A 13,518-nucleotide genomic window follows, 5' to 3' on the forward strand; every position below is an offset into this window, starting at 1 on the left:
GCCGTCGGGGTTGCCCCTGCGGGGCTTCAGATAACTCATTCCTCGCCGCCGGTCCGGGACCGGGTACGGACCACGAGCACCGGGCAGGGCGAGTGATGAAGGACCTGTGTGGACACGGAGCCGAGCAGCAATCCGGTGAATCCGCCAAGACCGCGGGAACCTACGACCAGCAGATCGGCATTCTCGGCCGCACGCAGGAGCATATCGGCCGCATTGCCCTGTACAACATCACCGGTCACTGTCACGCCCTCGCTGTCCACGCGCTTCAGGGCCTCGTTCTGGAGACGGCGCGCGGTCTGCGGGAAGACGTCCGGGTCCCGGACCAGGCCTCCATACCGACTGCGACGGGCGGGAACTCCCACGCGGTCACGACGCGGACCTGGCCGTGGCGCAGCCGCGCCTCCGTGACTGCCCATTCCAGCGCGAGGCGCGACGGGACCGAGCCGTCCACCCCGGCCAGGATCCTGAATCCTCCATCGCCGCCCATGAATGCCGCCCTCCGTCAGGTTCTTCACAAGTGTTGCCCTTAGTGTGTTCTCCACCTGATTTTCACCGCAAGGGCCGAAGATCCCGGTCTCGTCACCAGCACCGGCCGGGGGCTGAAACAGAATCCGGCGCAGGCTCGTTGTAGCGGTAAGTGCCCTGCCACAGGGCCGGTAGTCTTTGAACAGAAAGCCCGCAACGGAACGGAGGAGGACCGTCATGACCGCACCGGCACACGCTACCGCGATCGCGTTCCTTCTCCGTGCGGGCCTCTTCGCAGCCGTCCTGGCCCTTATTGCCGGGATTTTCGGCATGCATGTCATGACCACCACCCATGCCATGCACTCACCGGCCACGGCGGCAGCCGCTGTCAGCGCCCATCACAATTCATCCCCTGCCGGCCACACCGGAGAACATGCTCAAGGGCGGTCTTCTGCCCCGGACAAGCCCGGGGTCCAGGACGAGACAAGTGCCCGGACCGTGCAGTGTACGGACTCGGGCAACTGCACCAGCATGCAGGCCATGACCGAGGCTTGTACCCCGTCGGCAAAGACCGGCTCCCTGACAGCACCGCTGTCAGGCACCGGAATCATCGCCCGGAGCACCAACACCGGGGCCCTCACCACGACCAGCGCGCGGTGGCCCTATCTTCCCGGCAGCCCTTCACCGGGCGAGCTCTGCATCAGCCGAACGTAAAACAGGGCTCGCGCTGTGACCTGACCGGCGCCCGTCCCCGTCCGACGCTCCCCTGCGGACCCGTCCGGCGTATCACTGATGCACACACTCCCATGGCGCCCAACGCGCCCCCTGATGTCTTGAAGGACTTGAATACCAATGATGAACAAGAAATTTCTGAGCCTTTCCGCCACCGCCATCGCCGCGGCACTCGCCCTCGCCGGATGCTCAACCGGGACCTCCGGATCCTCCGCCACCTCCAGCTCCGCCTCCACCGGCAGCTCCATGCCGGGCATGGACCACGGCACGGGCATGATGTCCAGCAGCGCACCGGCTGCCGCAGCCGAACACAACGCGCCCGACACCATGTTCGCCCAGGGAATGATTCCGCACCACGAACAGGCCGTGGAAATGAGCGAGATGATGCTCCAGAAGAAGGACATCCCCGCGTCGGTCACTGACCTGGCCACCAGGATCAAGGCGGCCCAGGCACCGGAGATCGAAACGATGACCGGCTGGCTCAAGAGCTGGAACGAACCCGCGACCATGGGCGCCGGCCACACCATGAACGGCATGATGGGTGAGGACGACCTGAAGCAGCTCGAAGCGGCGCAGGGCACCGAAGCGGCCAAGCTCTTCCTGAAGCAGATGATTGCCCACCACGAGGGCGCCGTGACGATGGCCAAGACCGAAACTGCCCAGGGCAAGAACGCCGACGCGATCAACCTCAGCAAAAACATCGTGACCGCGCAGGAAGCTGAAATCAAGGAAATGCAGGACCTCCTGGCCACCCTCTGACCGGTGTCCTCCGGCGCCATCCCTGCCATGCCTCGCCTGAATCCTGGAGCCCCCATGCCCAATCCCTCCCGTCCCCGGACCCGCGCCACGGCTGCCCTGGCAGCTAGCGCCGGCCTCATCTTTGCCCTGACAGCGTGCAGTCCGTCCTCCGTCACCGCCGGAGCATCCCCTGCAGGCAGCACTGGTAGCCTCATGCCTGACGCTCACATTCACGGCCTGAGCGTCAGCAGCAAGACCGGCCAGGTGCTCCTGGCCACCCACGAGGGTCTGTTCGACATGACGAAACAGCCCGCCACCAAAATCGGTGCCACCAACGACCTGATGGGCTTCACCGGCGGCACTGACCACGGCGTCCTGTACGCTTCCGGACACCCCGGAGAAGGCTCCGACCTTCCCAACCCGCTCGGGCTCATCAGATCCACCGACGCCGGGAAAACGTGGAAACAGCTCTCCCGGCAAGGCGAATCCGACTTCCACGCGCTCACCGCCACCAAATCCGGAATCGTCGGCTTCGACGGCAGACTGCGTACCAGCCCGGACGGGAAAACCTGGAACACCGTGCCCACGGATTTCGTCCCGGCCGTCCTGGCCGGGAGCCCGACCAGCGACACCATCCTGGCCACCACCCCGCAAGGGATTCGCCGCTCAACCGACGGCGGGAAAGCATGGAACACGGTGGACACCGGACCCGTGCTCCAGTTCGCCGCCTTCGCCAGCCCCGCCGACGCCGTCGGAGTCGAACCCGACGGGACAGTCCACTCCTCCGCGGACGCCGGCGCGACCTGGACCCGAGAAGGAAAAATCCAAGGCGCAGTCCAGGCTGTGGCCGCGGTGAAGGGCCAGGAGGCAAACCTCTCGATCTGGGCCGCCACGGCCGGCGGGCTGGTCATCTCCACCGACGGCGGAGTCACGTTCCGACCCGCCGCAGACGGCTCCTGACCACCTTCCTCCTCACTGCATCATCCTGAGCATCAGCCGGCCCTCCGTTGGCCGGGTCGGACTCGCCGAACAGTGGTACCCGGGACCCGGGACCTCGGACCCTACCGGTCAGCCGGCGCCGCGCAGAGAATCGGAGTACCAACTCCTGGAAGCGGAAGGCGCCGGTCATGATGTGGGGTTACGGACAAGGCATGGAGTGGATGTGGCTCTGGGGCCCTCTCCTGCTTATCGGGATCGCGCTCCTGGTGCTGCTGGCAGTGAGGGTCGCCGGCGGCGGCATCCGCCGCGGTTACGGGCCCGGAGGCCCGGACGGGCTAGGGGGTCCGCCGCCCATGGGAGGGAGCAGGGCGCGCCAGATCCTCGATGAACGCTTCGCGAAAGGAGAGCTGACCGCGGATCAGTACCGCGACCAGCTCAAGGTTCTCGGTGAGGGCCGGTAGTGCGGCCCATCAGCCGCCGCCAGGCGCTGCTCCTGGGCGGCCTGGGCGCCGCCGGGACGGTCGTCGGCGGGGCCGGGCTGATGTGGACGCTGACCTCCCCACCTGTCCCGGCCAGCGGAGGCGAGCTGACCCAGCCGCCGGAGGAACGAAGCGCTGACGGGCAGTTGGAGGTCCGGCTCGAGGCTGCCCCTGGACAGATACTGCTGGCCGGCCGGCAGGCCGCGGCCCTCGGCTACAACGGCGGCATCCCCGGACCGACGCTTCGCCTACGCGCAGGCGACGTCCTGAAGATCAAGCTTGTCAACAACCTGTCCCAGGCCACCAACCTGCACGTTCACGGCCTCCATGTGTCCCCCGAGGGCAACGGCGACAATGTCTTCGTCTCGGTGGAACCCGGCAGCAGCTTCGACTACGAATACAACCTTCCCCAGGATCATCCCCCGGGCGTGTACTGGTACCACCCCCACCATCACGGCATGGTCGCGGATCAGATCTTCGCAGGCCTCTTCGGAGCGATCATCATCGAAGACCACGAGCCCATCGAGGCGAGCGTGGAGCGAGTGCTGGTCGTGTCGGACACCACCCTGGACGGGCTGGGGAACATCCCTGCGGTCCCGGCGATGGAGCGGATGATGGGCCGGGAGGGTGAACTGCTCCTGGTCAACGGTCAACGCAACCCGCAATTCGGTGCCCGCCCCGGGCAACGGGAAAGGTGGCGCATCGTCAACGCGTGTGTCGCCCGCTACCTCCGGCTGCGGCTCGACGGACAGCAAATGCAGCTCCTCGGCATGGACTCCGGCCGCTTCCAGAAACCGGATAAAGTGGATGACCTGGTGCTCACGCCGGGAAACAGGGCAGACCTCCTGGTGACCACAGCACCCGGCGACTCCGTCCTGCGCGCGTTCTACCGGGACCGGGGAACCATGCCCGGAATGATGGGCCCTGGATTCGGTGCACGGAACCCAGCAGAGGAGCCCGACGGCGCGGCACTGGCCACGCTCCGCGTATCGGGCGCACCGGCCGCACCCCCGACCGCCGTGCCTGGCTACCAGGGGCTGGGAGACCTGCGCTCAGCCGTAGTCGCGGCACGCCGGCAATTGGTCCTGGCCGCTGGCATGGGCATGGGTATGGGCGCGGGCATGATGCGTTTCACCATCAACGGCAGGGAATTCAACGATGCCAGAACAGACACCACGGTCGCGGGCGGGAACGTCGAGGAGTGGACACTGATCAACACCAGCCCCATGGACCACCCATTCCACCTGCACGTCTGGCCGATGCAGATCATCGAGGAATACGGCCAAGGCAAGCAGGCCGCTGTCTGGCAGGACGTAGTGAACGTACCTGCGAACGGGCGGGTAAAGGTCAGAGTGGCTTTCAAGGACTTCCGAGGACGATCCGCCTACCATTGCCACATCCTTGACCACGAGGACCTTGGCATGATGGGCGTCATCGAAGTGCAGTGAGAAGACGTGGGCCGGAAGCCGGCTCGGGCGAAGCTCATATCGGCGAGGTTCCAAGCTCCGGACAGTATGGCAATTGCGGCCACCAAGGAATTCGCTTGCCTGATGAGGGTTGCTTGCCTCTGGACGTCTCGGCCCTCGCCGTCAGGTGACTTTTGGTCCCACGCACTCGACGGCCAGTTTTCGGACCGGTATGGGCTCGGCTAGTGGCATGAGCATGTGCAGATAGCCACCGGTTCCAAGTACTCGTAGTCGGGTTCCAGCTCCCCGTACGCTGATGGGGGCGTGTCCACGTCGTCCAGCATCGCGCCGACCGCTTCCACGTCGATTTTCACCACGTCCGGGATCATAGTGCAGGGCTACGACACCGGCCGGGGCCCTGAATCAACGCGTGCGTGACCCTAGTGCCAGTCAGTTTCCCTTGGCATGGCACCGCGGAGAGCGATCGTTAGGGACGCCCGTTCACGTTGGTGAGGTTTGCAGCGCGGAGTGCTCCGTGGGTTCGGGCCAGTCGTTCGCGCAACCGGGTGTTCTCGTCCGTGAGTTGTCGGATGCGTTGGTGGGCGAGTTGCAGACTTCGGTGGAGGGACGTGTCCGATGCCCGGGTGGAGGACCCAGACGTTGAGGTTCGGGTCGGTGTTTTCTGCTGTTGGAGGAGGTCCAGCAGGTCCGGTTGGGTGTAGAGCCAGGAGCGTGACACTTCTGCGGCCCGGGCAAGCTCGGATGCGGTGGCTGTCCGCCCGCTTTCGTGAATTTGTGTCAGGGCTTGGTGGCGCGTGCGCGTGCTTTTTCAGATCGTTCGCGGGCCGCTGCCAGGAGGTGGTGGGTGTTGTCAGCCTGCATCCGGGGGGTCCTCATCGTCCGTGGGGGTGGTCTGGATGGCGTTGATGATGTTCTCGAGGTTGGTGGCGACTTTGAGGTTCATTTCGACCATGCGTGTCTGGCCTGCTGTTTCGGCTTCTGCGATGAGTTGAGCCCGTTGTCTTGCCCGGGGCTGATGGTTTCGCCTCTGATGTTGATCTTCGTTGCCTTTTCCCAGTGCCGCCGGACGGTTTCGTCCATCAGCCGCGCGTAGCGGGCGGTCATCTCGTGTGATTCATGGTCCAGTAACCGGCGGACCACTTCCTGCGGCGGCGGCGTTGATGAGTCGTGTCGCGCGTAGGTATGGCGGAGTTGGTGGGCGGTGAAGCGGAACGGGTGGCCCTGTTCATCATGGAGCCCGATCGTCGTCTGCCAGACCTGGATGAGGCCGGCGGCGGTTCCGGGGTTCCATGGGCATGGCGGCTCCTTGGAAACAGGCTCATGTTCTGGCTTCCGGTCTAACAGGCCCAATTGACTGAACCGTGAACTCGTGGACAACACTCCAGATAACGCTCCCCCAAGCCGAGCGTGACTGTCGTAGGCCACCCGTAGGCTACGTCAAAGACGTCCAGCCAAGGGCTGAAGGAAACATATATTCGAACACAAGGTCTTCAAGAGCGTGTTTCCGGCTGGCTCTTGACTGCCGCCACAAAGGTTGGTGTGAGAACATCGCCTCATGACGTCCCGTGCCCCGGCAAGACCCTCGCGGGTGCCTCGAACCTCACAGGCCGCGGGCCGACTCCGCGGTATTGACGCAGCAAGGGGGCTGGCGCTCCTTGGCATGATGGCCACGCATCTGCTCCCCACCTTCGAGGCAAACGCCGACCTCACGCCCACATGGATCGGCCTGACCTTCTCCGGCCGCGCGGCAGCCCTGTTTGCCGTGTTGGCGGGCGTGGGCCTGGCGCTGTCCACCGGCAAGCAGCTGCCTCCGGAAGGTACTGCCTTGAACGCAGCCCGCCGCGGCATCGCACTGCGAGCCCTGGTGATTGCCGCCGTCGGGCTCTCACTGGGCGGGCTGGAAGTGAACCTTGCGATCATCCTGGTCCATTACGCGCTGCTGTTCCTGTGCATCCTGCCGTTCCTGGGCCTGAAGGTCAAGGCGCTGTGCGCCTGGGCCGCCGGCTGGACCGTGGTTTCCCCGGCGCTCGCATATCTGCTCCGCCCCTGGCTCATGGCAGCCAATCCGCCCCTGAATCTGGGGCACAACCCGTCCTGGGAAGACCTCTCGACGCCGTTCCCTCTGCTGGGAGACCTGTTCCTGACCGGCTACTACCCGGTGTTCCAGTGGCTGTCATATCTGCTGGTGGGCCTGGTCATTGGCCGGCTGGCCCTCACCAAGGCGATGGTTCCTGTCCTGCTGCTCGCCGGCGGGACTGCGGTGGCCGCACTGGCCAAGGCTTTGGGCACGGCCGCGATGGAGAACTGGGGCGGCCGGGCCGCGCTGGAGGCAGTCCTGAACGCCCCCGGATACCCGCTGGACAGTGTCCTCCAGGTCAACCTCACGGGAATCCCGCAGGAAGGATCCTGGTGGTGGCTGGCGGCCGCGGCGCCGCATTCGGCCACCACGCTGGATCTGCTTCACACCTGCGGTGTGGCAGCAGCCGTCGTGGGCGTGTTCCTCCTGCTCGGCAGGCTCGCTGACTGGCTGGACCTGGACCTGTTGCTGCCGCTGCGCGGTGCGGGAGCCATGACGCTCACGCTCTACTCAGCGCATGTCTGGGTGGTTTCGGCGTTCTACCTGAAACCACTGCCCGCCGGCTGGACCGAGGAGGGGGTGTACTGGGCGCATGCCGCGACGGCCATCACCGTGGGCATCGTGTTTGTCGTCCTGAAATGGCGGGGCCCATTGGAGCTGGTGGGCCATGCGGCCAACCAGCTGGGGCGCGGCGGACGAGCCGGCCTGCGCTAACCTACCGCCGCCGCGACCGGCCGCTGCCGCAGTGACCGGCCGCCGCAGCGCGGACGGCTACGAGCAGGCTCCTACGCCGGAACCTGGCCGCGGAACAGCTTCACGGCGTCGCGCATGGACGCGCGGGCGCGCTTGCGGTCCCCGGCAGCGTCATAGGCGCAGCTGAGCCGGAACCACGAACGCCAGTCACCGGGCGCCGCTTCAGCCTCGGCCTTGTACTTTTCGAATTCCAGATCCGCCGCTGAGCGGACGATCCGGCCGGCGGGTGTGCGCGGCAGTTCGTCGATGGGGAGCCCGCCTTCGGCCTCCAGCACCTTGGCCATCTGTTCCGTGCGCGCACCGAACAGCAGTTCACGGATCATGGCCCAGGCGCCGATGGCCGGGAGGACCAGGTAGGCAGCCCCGATGGCCTTGGCGGCGGGGTTGCTGTCCAGCAGCAGGAGCACGGAGCGCTGGAAGGACACCACCAGGTAGAAGACCAGCAGGAGCGTTACGGCACCCACCCAGATCTTGGTGCGGTTCTTCCGGAACGCAGCCAGGAACTCGCCCACGGCCTAGAGCCCCAAGTCCAGGTAGCCGTCCAGGCCCACCGTCAGTCCCGGATGCGCGGCGACGTTGCGCACGCCAAGCAGCACTCCGGGCATAAATGAAGCACGGTCAAAGGAATCGTGCCGGAAGGTCAGCTGCTCGCCCGGGCCGCCAAGCAGCACCTCCTGGTGGGCCACCAGCCCGCGCAGCCGGACGCTGTGAACGCGGACTCCCTCAACGTCGCAACCCCGCGCGCCGGCGAGTTCGCTGGTGGTCGCGTCAGGACTGGGCGGAATGTCCGCAGCCTTGCGCTCGGCTGCGATGAGCTCGGCGGTGCGGACAGCGGTCCCGGACGGCGCATCAACCTTTTCCGGGTGGTGCAGTTCGATGATTTCCACGGACTCGAAATATTTGGAAGCCTTGGCAGCGAAGGCTGAGGCCAGCACGGAGCCGAGGGCAAAGTTGGGGGCGATCAGCACTCCGGTTTCCGGATGCTCCGCGAGCAGTGCATCCAGGGCGGCGAGCCGGGTGGAATCCCAGCCGGTGGTTCCCACGACGGCGTGCATGCCATGCTCGACGGCGTAGCGCACGTTCGCTTCCGTGCTCTCGGGGACGGTTAGGTCCACCACGATGTGGGCACCCGACTCCGCCAGCTGGTCCAGCGAGTCGCCGCGTCCCAGGGCGGCTACGAGCATCAGGTCGGAGGCAGCTTCAACGGCCTTTACGGCTTCGGCGCCCATGCGCCCGCTGGCGCCCAGGACAGCCACGCGTGTGGGCACGGAGAGTTGTTCGGTCATGCCGTTAACCCTACCGTCGGGCCGGGTGCGGGATTGAACCGGAGGCTGTGCGTTACCTCGCAACCACCGGCAGGCGAAGGGAAGCCAGTGGTGCTCAGCGGCCTGCGCCCACCCACTCCACCGTGCCGTCGGCGAAGAACTGTTCCTTCCAGATGGGAACCTGCTCCTTGATGCGGTCCACCAGTTCGGAACACACGGCAAAAGCCTGCCCGCGGTGCGCCGCGGAGACCGCACAGACCAGCGCCGGATCTCCGATGTCGAGCATGCCGATGCGGTGGGCAGCCCAAATCCGCACGGGCTGGGTGGCGGATCCCTCGCCGGCATGTTCGGCGGCCAGACGGGCGACGACGTCGGCCATCACCTGGTGAGCCGTGGGGTGCGCGCTGTAGCTGAGCCGCTCCACTGCCTTGCCGCCGTCGTGATTCCTCACCACGCCGCTGAAGCTGACCACGGCCCCTGCGGTGTCAGATTCCACGGCAGCGATGGCCTGGTCCACGGAGATGGGTTCTGCGCTCAGCACCGCGTGGACCACTTCGAAAACCGATTCAGTGCCCATGGCCGCCCTCCAGCTGGTCGCACAGGTGCCCGATCAACGGGTCCAGCACCGACAGGCCGTCCATAACTCCCTTGGGTGAGCCGGGCAGATTAACGATGAACGTCTTCCCGGCAGCTCCGGCGTGGCCGCGGCTGAGCGCCGCAAGCGGCGTTTTGGCTGCGCCCTCGCGCCGGATGGCCTCCATGATGCCCGGGATTTCCCGGTCCAGAAGGGGCAGGGTTACGTCTGGTGTGCGGTCGTCCGGGCTGAGCCCGGTGCCGCCGCTCGTGATCACGACGGCGGGATGCTGGGTGAGGAGGGCGCGGATGGCCGCCCCGACGGGCGCGCCGTCCGGCACCACCATGGCGGGATACGCCTCGAAGCCATGCTCGGTGAGCCAGTCGATGATGACGGGCCCGGTTTCGTCCTCATAGATGCCTGCGGCGGCCCGAGTGGACGCAATGACAACCCCGGCCTTCCGGCCCTGCACCTCGCCGTGCGTGTGCGGCTCCGGCAGGTGAGGTTGCGGCGTGTGCGGCTCCGTGTCTGGCTCAGCCGGGTAAGTGCTCTCGGTGCTCATAGTGTCCAGTCCCCGCTCTTGCCGCCGCTTTTCGCCAGCACTTTGATGTCGGTCAGCACGGCGTGCTTGTCGACGGCCTTGATCATGTCGTACACGCTGAGGGCAGCCACGGAGGCCGCCGTCAGCGCTTCCATCTCAACCCCGGTGACCCCGCGGGTCTTGACCGTGGCCAGAATCGCCACGGAATCGGTTCCGAGCTCGAAGTCCACGGTGACTTTCGAGAGCGGCAACGGATGGCAGAGCGGGATGAGTTCGGGGGTCTTTTTTGCCGCCATGATGCCGGCAACCCGCGCCACGGCCAGGGCATCACCCTTGGGCAGGCCGCCGGATCCGAGCAGGCCCAGCACTTCGTCAGTGGTGCGGACGGTGGCAGTGGCGGTGGCTTCCCGCGTGGTTTCGGATTTGCCCGACACGTCCACCATCTGGGCGCTTCCGTCCTGGCGCAGGTGGGTCAGCGCGGACGGGCTATGTTCTGGATTCACAGCATCCATACTTCCACCTCGTCACCCTCGGCGAGCGCCGAGACTCCAACGGGTACGTGCACCAGCGCGTTGGAGCCGGCGAGGGCATGCATAAGGTGGGAGCTTTCGCCCCCTTCCAGGCGGACGGTTCCGTCCCCCTGGAGGGTTCCGCGCCGGACCTGATGCTTGAGTTCCGGCGACGAAAGGCTGTGGCCCAGCCGTGCGCGGACAGGGATCCGTGGTGCCGGCGAGCCAAACAATTCGGTCAGCACAGGCCGCAGGAACATTTCGAAGGAAACCAGGCAGCTAACGGGATTTCCCGGGAATCCGAGGAAGGGCACACCGTCGAACGTCCCGATGCCCTGCGGGCCGCCGGGCTGCATGGCCACATGCAGGAACTCGGTAGCCTGGCCGTCCATGGCCTGGCGGACCACTTCGTAGGCTCCCTTGCTGACCCCGCCCGTAGTAACAATCAGGTCCACCGCACCAACATGGCTGCGCAGGAGTGCCCGGAATTCGTCAGGATGGTCCGAGGCGATGCCCGTGCGCACCACGGCCAGGCCCGCTTGCCGCATGGCGCTTTCGAGGAGGGTTCCGTTGGAATCGTAGATCTTGCCGGCCGGCAGGGGCTGGCCCGGTTCCACTACTTCGTCGCCGGTGGTAGCCAGCAAAACGGTCACCGGCCTGGGCACCGTAACCTCGGCGATCCCCAGGGCCGCCAGCAGCCCCAGCTGCGCCGGTCCGAGGAAGGTTCCCGCGGCCAGCGCCCGCTCCCCCACCGCAATATCACTGCCGGCCGACCGCACGAAGGTGCCTGCCGCCGTCGCCGGCAGCCACACAGTGGTTGTTTCCCCCGGGGCGGGGAACCGGTCGGGAACGGCACGTTCCACGGGCACGACGGCGTCAGCACCGACGGGAATCATGGCCCCCGTCATGATGGGGGCGGCAGTGCCGCGGTCCAGGGCCGCCGGCACGGCACCTGCCGGAACGGGGACAACCACAGGCAGCTCCGCACCGCCGTCGGACACGTCCAGGCTGTTGACGGCAAAACCGTCCATTTGGGAGTTGGCGAACGGCGGGAGGCTCAAGGGGGCCATCACGTCCTGGGCCAGGCCCTTGCCCAGCGCGTCGCGGAGTGCCAGCGTTTCCGTCCGTCCGTGGGCCCGCAGGGGCGCCAGCAGTTCGGTGACGGCGGCGCGGTGCAGGGCCACGGACCGTGCCTGGTGTGGCGTGTGGCTGTGCTGGTGCGGAGAGCTGTGCAAGGTCCTGCCTTCGGTCCGGGCCGTCATGGATTCACGTCAACTCTAATCGTGTGGAAGCCGGTGGCCCCGTCGGGAGCAACCGGCCGGCGATCCTCCACCTGCGGCTCGCCGTTGAGGTCCGTGGCGCGGACCTGGACCTCGTACTGGCCCGGCGTCAGCTCGATGCCAAGCTGCCACTGGTACCAGGTGTCCAGCGAAATCCCGGGTGCGAGGCGGGCCGCCTGCCACGGACCGCGGTTGACGCGGAGTTCCACCTTGCCGATCCCAGTGTGCTGGGCCCAGGCCACGCCGCCAAACATGACCGTTCCGGCGCCCACCCGCCGGCCGGTGCGGGGCACGTCGATCCGTGAGGACGTCTTGATGGGGCCGCGGTCGGACCAGCCGCGCGGAGTCCAATAGCCGACGTCGTCCGCGAACCTGGTGACGCGGAGTTCCGTCAGCCATTTGGTCGCGGAAACGTAGCCGTAGAGGCCCGGCACGATCAACCGGACCGGGAAGCCGTGTTCCAGCGGCAACGGTTCGCCGTTCATCCCCACCGCAAGCAGGGCGTCCCGCTGATCAGTGAGGACCTCCAGCGGGGTGCCCGCCGTCCAGCCGTCGGAGCTTCGGGACAGCACCATGTCGGCGCCGGATTGCGGCCGGGCAAGGGCCAGGAGTTCCCGCACCGGCCAGCCGAGCCAGCGTGCATTGCCGATCAGGTCTCCACCCACTTCGTTGGAGACGCAGGCGATGGTCACGTGCCGTTCGATCAGGGGCTTGGCCAGCAGATCAGCCAGGTTCAGCTCAATCTCCTGTTCCACCATCCCGGTGACGCGGAGGACCCAGGACTCAGGGTCGAGGGAAGGGACGATCAGGGCGGTGTCGATCCGGTAGAAGTCCCGGTTCGGTGTGACCAGCGGCTGCATTCCGTCCAGGCCTACGTCGGCGCCGGCCGGGATGGCGGGCGCTCCAGAGACTGCGGCAGGCAGTTGCAGTTTTTCGCGGGCGGCGCTGATGGCGGATGCCGCTCCTCGCCAGACCGCGGCCACAACCCCACCAACGGCGGTGGCCCCGGCGCTCGCAGCCAAGACCTGCAGGAACGTGCGCCGCCCGGCGGTTGTTACTGTCCTCGCGGGAACTTGCGTGTTTGCGGCACCTGTCCCGGCTGCGCCGGCCGGGAGCCCTTCGTGGAGGCGGCGGATCAGCCATCCCAGCAGGAGCGCACCTGCCAATGCAGCGGCCAGTGGCACTACAGCCGCGGCCGGGGTCATCTGGGCGCGGGTAAGGACCGCGCTAAGGCCTACAAGCCCAAAAACAGCAATCACCGCTGCACCGGCAAACCGCCTGCGCTGTTCCAGAATTCCGGCCAACGCCCCGACTGCTGCGATAACCAGGAGCATCCCGGCCACGAACACCGCTTTATCGGCGGTGCCGAAAAGGGAGATGGCCCAGTCCTTCACACCCGGCGGAACAGCATCGATCATGGCCCCGCCTACTGCCGTCAGGGGCGAGAGGGACGGACTGAACAGACCTGCCAGCAGCTCCCCTATTACGACGGCGGCGCCCGCGGCCACGGCTCCCGACACAGCGGCCCAGCGGCGGCTGCCTTGAGCGGCACCGTCGGTTCCCGAACGCCCTGAAGAGGTGGCGCCGTCGTCGGCCGTTTCCTGCAGGGGCTGGGAGCTGTTCACCTCTCCAGCATAGGTTCGCCGCGCCACGGCAGCGCCGGACTTCGCCACCGTTCGGATGGATTTCGGGCGATGGACCGGATCCCGGGCGTCATGGGCGTGATCCAAGGGTAAAGG

General features: G+C 66.7%; 18 protein-coding genes. 6 read left to right on the plus strand and 12 right to left on the minus strand.

Translation table 11 applies throughout. The features are described 5' to 3' along the window. Positions 1 to 35: 35 nt before the first annotated feature. Positions 36 to 362 carry a universal stress protein gene (locus tag NG701_RS04070; RefSeq protein WP_252564769.1) on the minus strand — a complete coding sequence of 109 codons (327 nt, stop codon included), beginning with the start codon at positions 360 to 362 and terminating at the stop codon, positions 36 to 38. Next, a complete protein-coding gene (locus NG701_RS04075; protein ID WP_252564771.1) occupies positions 266 to 487 on the minus strand; it encodes a universal stress protein in 222 nt (73 codons plus the stop codon). The genes NG701_RS04070 and NG701_RS04075 overlap by 97 nt, the downstream gene beginning before the upstream one ends. A 215-nt stretch (positions 488 to 702) precedes the next feature. Here NG701_RS04075 and NG701_RS04080 point away from each other — a divergent pair, with 215 nt between their 5' ends. From NG701_RS04080 to NG701_RS04100, 5 genes are all read left to right on the plus strand, one after another. After that, positions 703 to 1,179 (plus strand): hypothetical protein, encoded by a 477-nt coding sequence (locus NG701_RS04080; RefSeq protein ID WP_252564773.1) that lies wholly within the window; start codon positions 703 to 705, stop codon positions 1,177 to 1,179. A 138-nt stretch (positions 1,180 to 1,317) separates the two neighbouring features. Next, a complete protein-coding gene (locus tag NG701_RS04085; protein WP_252564775.1) occupies positions 1,318 to 1,956 on the plus strand; it encodes a DUF305 domain-containing protein in 639 nt (212 codons plus the stop codon). A gap of 54 nt (positions 1,957 to 2,010) precedes the next feature. Continuing rightward, the gene (locus NG701_RS04090; RefSeq protein ID WP_252564777.1) at positions 2,011 to 2,895 is read left to right on the plus strand and encodes a F510_1955 family glycosylhydrolase; all 885 of its coding nucleotides are present in this window, start codon (positions 2,011 to 2,013) and stop codon (positions 2,893 to 2,895) included. Between the two features lie 167 nt (positions 2,896 to 3,062). Further along, complete coding sequence (locus NG701_RS04095) at positions 3,063 to 3,335, plus strand: SHOCT domain-containing protein (RefSeq protein WP_252564779.1); 273 nt, start codon at positions 3,063 to 3,065, stop codon at positions 3,333 to 3,335. Then, the gene (locus NG701_RS04100; RefSeq protein ID WP_252564780.1) at positions 3,335 to 4,801 is read left to right on the plus strand and encodes a multicopper oxidase family protein; all 1,467 of its coding nucleotides are present in this window, start codon (positions 3,335 to 3,337) and stop codon (positions 4,799 to 4,801) included. Before NG701_RS04095 ends, NG701_RS04100 begins: the two co-directional genes overlap by 1 nt. 200 nt (positions 4,802 to 5,001) lie before the next feature. On the opposite strand, the gene NG701_RS04105 is transcribed toward NG701_RS04100, so the two are convergent. The 3 genes from NG701_RS04105 to NG701_RS04110 all read right to left on the minus strand — a co-directional run bounded on the left by NG701_RS04105 (position 5,002) and on the right by NG701_RS04110 (position 6,205). Continuing rightward, positions 5,002 to 5,148, minus strand: coding sequence for a hypothetical protein (locus tag NG701_RS04105; protein WP_252564782.1), 147 nt, complete (start codon positions 5,146 to 5,148; stop codon positions 5,002 to 5,004). Positions 5,149 to 5,246: 98 nt separating this feature from the next. Further along, positions 5,247 to 5,561 (minus strand): DUF6262 family protein, encoded by a 315-nt coding sequence (locus tag NG701_RS21320; RefSeq protein ID WP_374208651.1) that lies wholly within the window; start codon positions 5,559 to 5,561, stop codon positions 5,247 to 5,249. A gap of 158 nt (positions 5,562 to 5,719) precedes the next feature. Further along, positions 5,720 to 6,205 (minus strand): tyrosine-type recombinase/integrase, encoded by a 486-nt coding sequence (locus tag NG701_RS04110; protein ID WP_252564784.1) that lies wholly within the window; start codon positions 6,203 to 6,205, stop codon positions 5,720 to 5,722. Positions 6,206 to 6,335: 130 nt separating this feature from the next. Between NG701_RS04110 and NG701_RS04115 the strand changes: the two genes are divergently transcribed. Further along, positions 6,336 to 7,571 (plus strand): heparan-alpha-glucosaminide N-acetyltransferase domain-containing protein, encoded by a 1,236-nt coding sequence (locus NG701_RS04115; RefSeq protein ID WP_252564786.1) that lies wholly within the window; start codon positions 6,336 to 6,338, stop codon positions 7,569 to 7,571. Positions 7,572 to 7,642: 71 nt separating this feature from the next. Here NG701_RS04115 and NG701_RS04120 read toward each other — a convergent pair whose 3' ends face one another. From NG701_RS04120 to NG701_RS04150, 7 genes are all read right to left on the minus strand, one after another. Next, positions 7,643 to 8,122 carry a hypothetical protein gene (locus NG701_RS04120; protein WP_252564788.1) on the minus strand — a complete coding sequence of 160 codons (480 nt, stop codon included), beginning with the start codon at positions 8,120 to 8,122 and terminating at the stop codon, positions 7,643 to 7,645. Positions 8,123 to 8,125: 3 nt separating this feature from the next. Beyond that, a complete protein-coding gene (gene dapB, locus NG701_RS04125) occupies positions 8,126 to 8,896 on the minus strand; it encodes a 4-hydroxy-tetrahydrodipicolinate reductase (RefSeq protein ID WP_252564790.1) in 771 nt (256 codons plus the stop codon). A gap of 94 nt (positions 8,897 to 8,990) precedes the next feature. Beyond that, positions 8,991 to 9,452 carry a molybdenum cofactor biosynthesis protein MoaE gene (locus NG701_RS04130; protein ID WP_252564792.1) on the minus strand — a complete coding sequence of 154 codons (462 nt, stop codon included), beginning with the start codon at positions 9,450 to 9,452 and terminating at the stop codon, positions 8,991 to 8,993. Next, positions 9,442 to 10,011 (minus strand): MogA/MoaB family molybdenum cofactor biosynthesis protein, encoded by a 570-nt coding sequence (locus NG701_RS04135; protein WP_252564793.1) that lies wholly within the window; start codon positions 10,009 to 10,011, stop codon positions 9,442 to 9,444. Before NG701_RS04135 ends, NG701_RS04130 begins: the two co-directional genes overlap by 11 nt. After that, complete coding sequence (gene moaC / locus NG701_RS04140) at positions 10,008 to 10,502, minus strand: cyclic pyranopterin monophosphate synthase MoaC (protein ID WP_252564795.1); 495 nt, start codon at positions 10,500 to 10,502, stop codon at positions 10,008 to 10,010. The genes NG701_RS04135 and moaC overlap by 4 nt, the downstream gene beginning before the upstream one ends. Further along, the gene (locus tag NG701_RS04145) at positions 10,490 to 11,761 is read right to left on the minus strand and encodes a molybdopterin molybdotransferase MoeA (protein WP_252564797.1); all 1,272 of its coding nucleotides are present in this window, start codon (positions 11,759 to 11,761) and stop codon (positions 10,490 to 10,492) included. The genes moaC and NG701_RS04145 overlap by 13 nt, the downstream gene beginning before the upstream one ends. After that, positions 11,758 to 13,404, minus strand: coding sequence for a molybdopterin-dependent oxidoreductase (locus NG701_RS04150; protein WP_308291961.1), 1,647 nt, complete (start codon positions 13,402 to 13,404; stop codon positions 11,758 to 11,760). The genes NG701_RS04145 and NG701_RS04150 overlap by 4 nt, the downstream gene beginning before the upstream one ends. Between the last annotated feature and the right edge of the window lie 114 nt (positions 13,405 to 13,518).

Origin of the sequence: Pseudarthrobacter cellobiosi (genome assembly GCF_023913815.1) — a bacterium.
Lineage (GTDB): Bacteria > Actinomycetota > Actinomycetes > Actinomycetales > Micrococcaceae > Arthrobacter > Arthrobacter cellobiosi.

Bases quoted from the DNA above. Each gene is read 5' to 3' on its own strand.
- NG701_RS04095 (WP_252564779.1), top strand. From the start codon at position 3,063: ATGATGTGGGGTTACGGACAAGGCATGGAGTGGATGTGGCTCTGGGGC.
- NG701_RS04130 (WP_252564792.1), bottom strand. From the start codon at position 9,452: ATGGGCACTGAATCGGTTTTCGAAGTGGTCCACGCGGTGCTGAGCGCA.
- NG701_RS04145 (WP_252564797.1), bottom strand. From the start codon at position 11,761: ATGACGGCCCGGACCGAAGGCAGGACCTTGCACAGCTCTCCGCACCAG.
- moaC (WP_252564795.1), bottom strand. From the start codon at position 10,502: ATGGATGCTGTGAATCCAGAACATAGCCCGTCCGCGCTGACCCACCTG.
- NG701_RS04080 (WP_252564773.1), top strand. From the start codon at position 703: ATGACCGCACCGGCACACGCTACCGCGATCGCGTTCCTTCTCCGTGCG.
- NG701_RS04115 (WP_252564786.1), top strand. From the start codon at position 6,336: ATGACGTCCCGTGCCCCGGCAAGACCCTCGCGGGTGCCTCGAACCTCA.
- dapB (WP_252564790.1), bottom strand. From the start codon at position 8,896: ATGACCGAACAACTCTCCGTGCCCACACGCGTGGCTGTCCTGGGCGCC.
- NG701_RS04075 (WP_252564771.1), bottom strand. From the start codon at position 487: ATGGGCGGCGATGGAGGATTCAGGATCCTGGCCGGGGTGGACGGCTCG.
- NG701_RS04105 (WP_252564782.1), bottom strand. From the start codon at position 5,148: ATGATCCCGGACGTGGTGAAAATCGACGTGGAAGCGGTCGGCGCGATG.
- NG701_RS04135 (WP_252564793.1), bottom strand. From the start codon at position 10,011: ATGAGCACCGAGAGCACTTACCCGGCTGAGCCAGACACGGAGCCGCAC.
- NG701_RS04085 (WP_252564775.1), top strand. From the start codon at position 1,318: ATGATGAACAAGAAATTTCTGAGCCTTTCCGCCACCGCCATCGCCGCG.
- NG701_RS04090 (WP_252564777.1), top strand. From the start codon at position 2,011: ATGCCCAATCCCTCCCGTCCCCGGACCCGCGCCACGGCTGCCCTGGCA.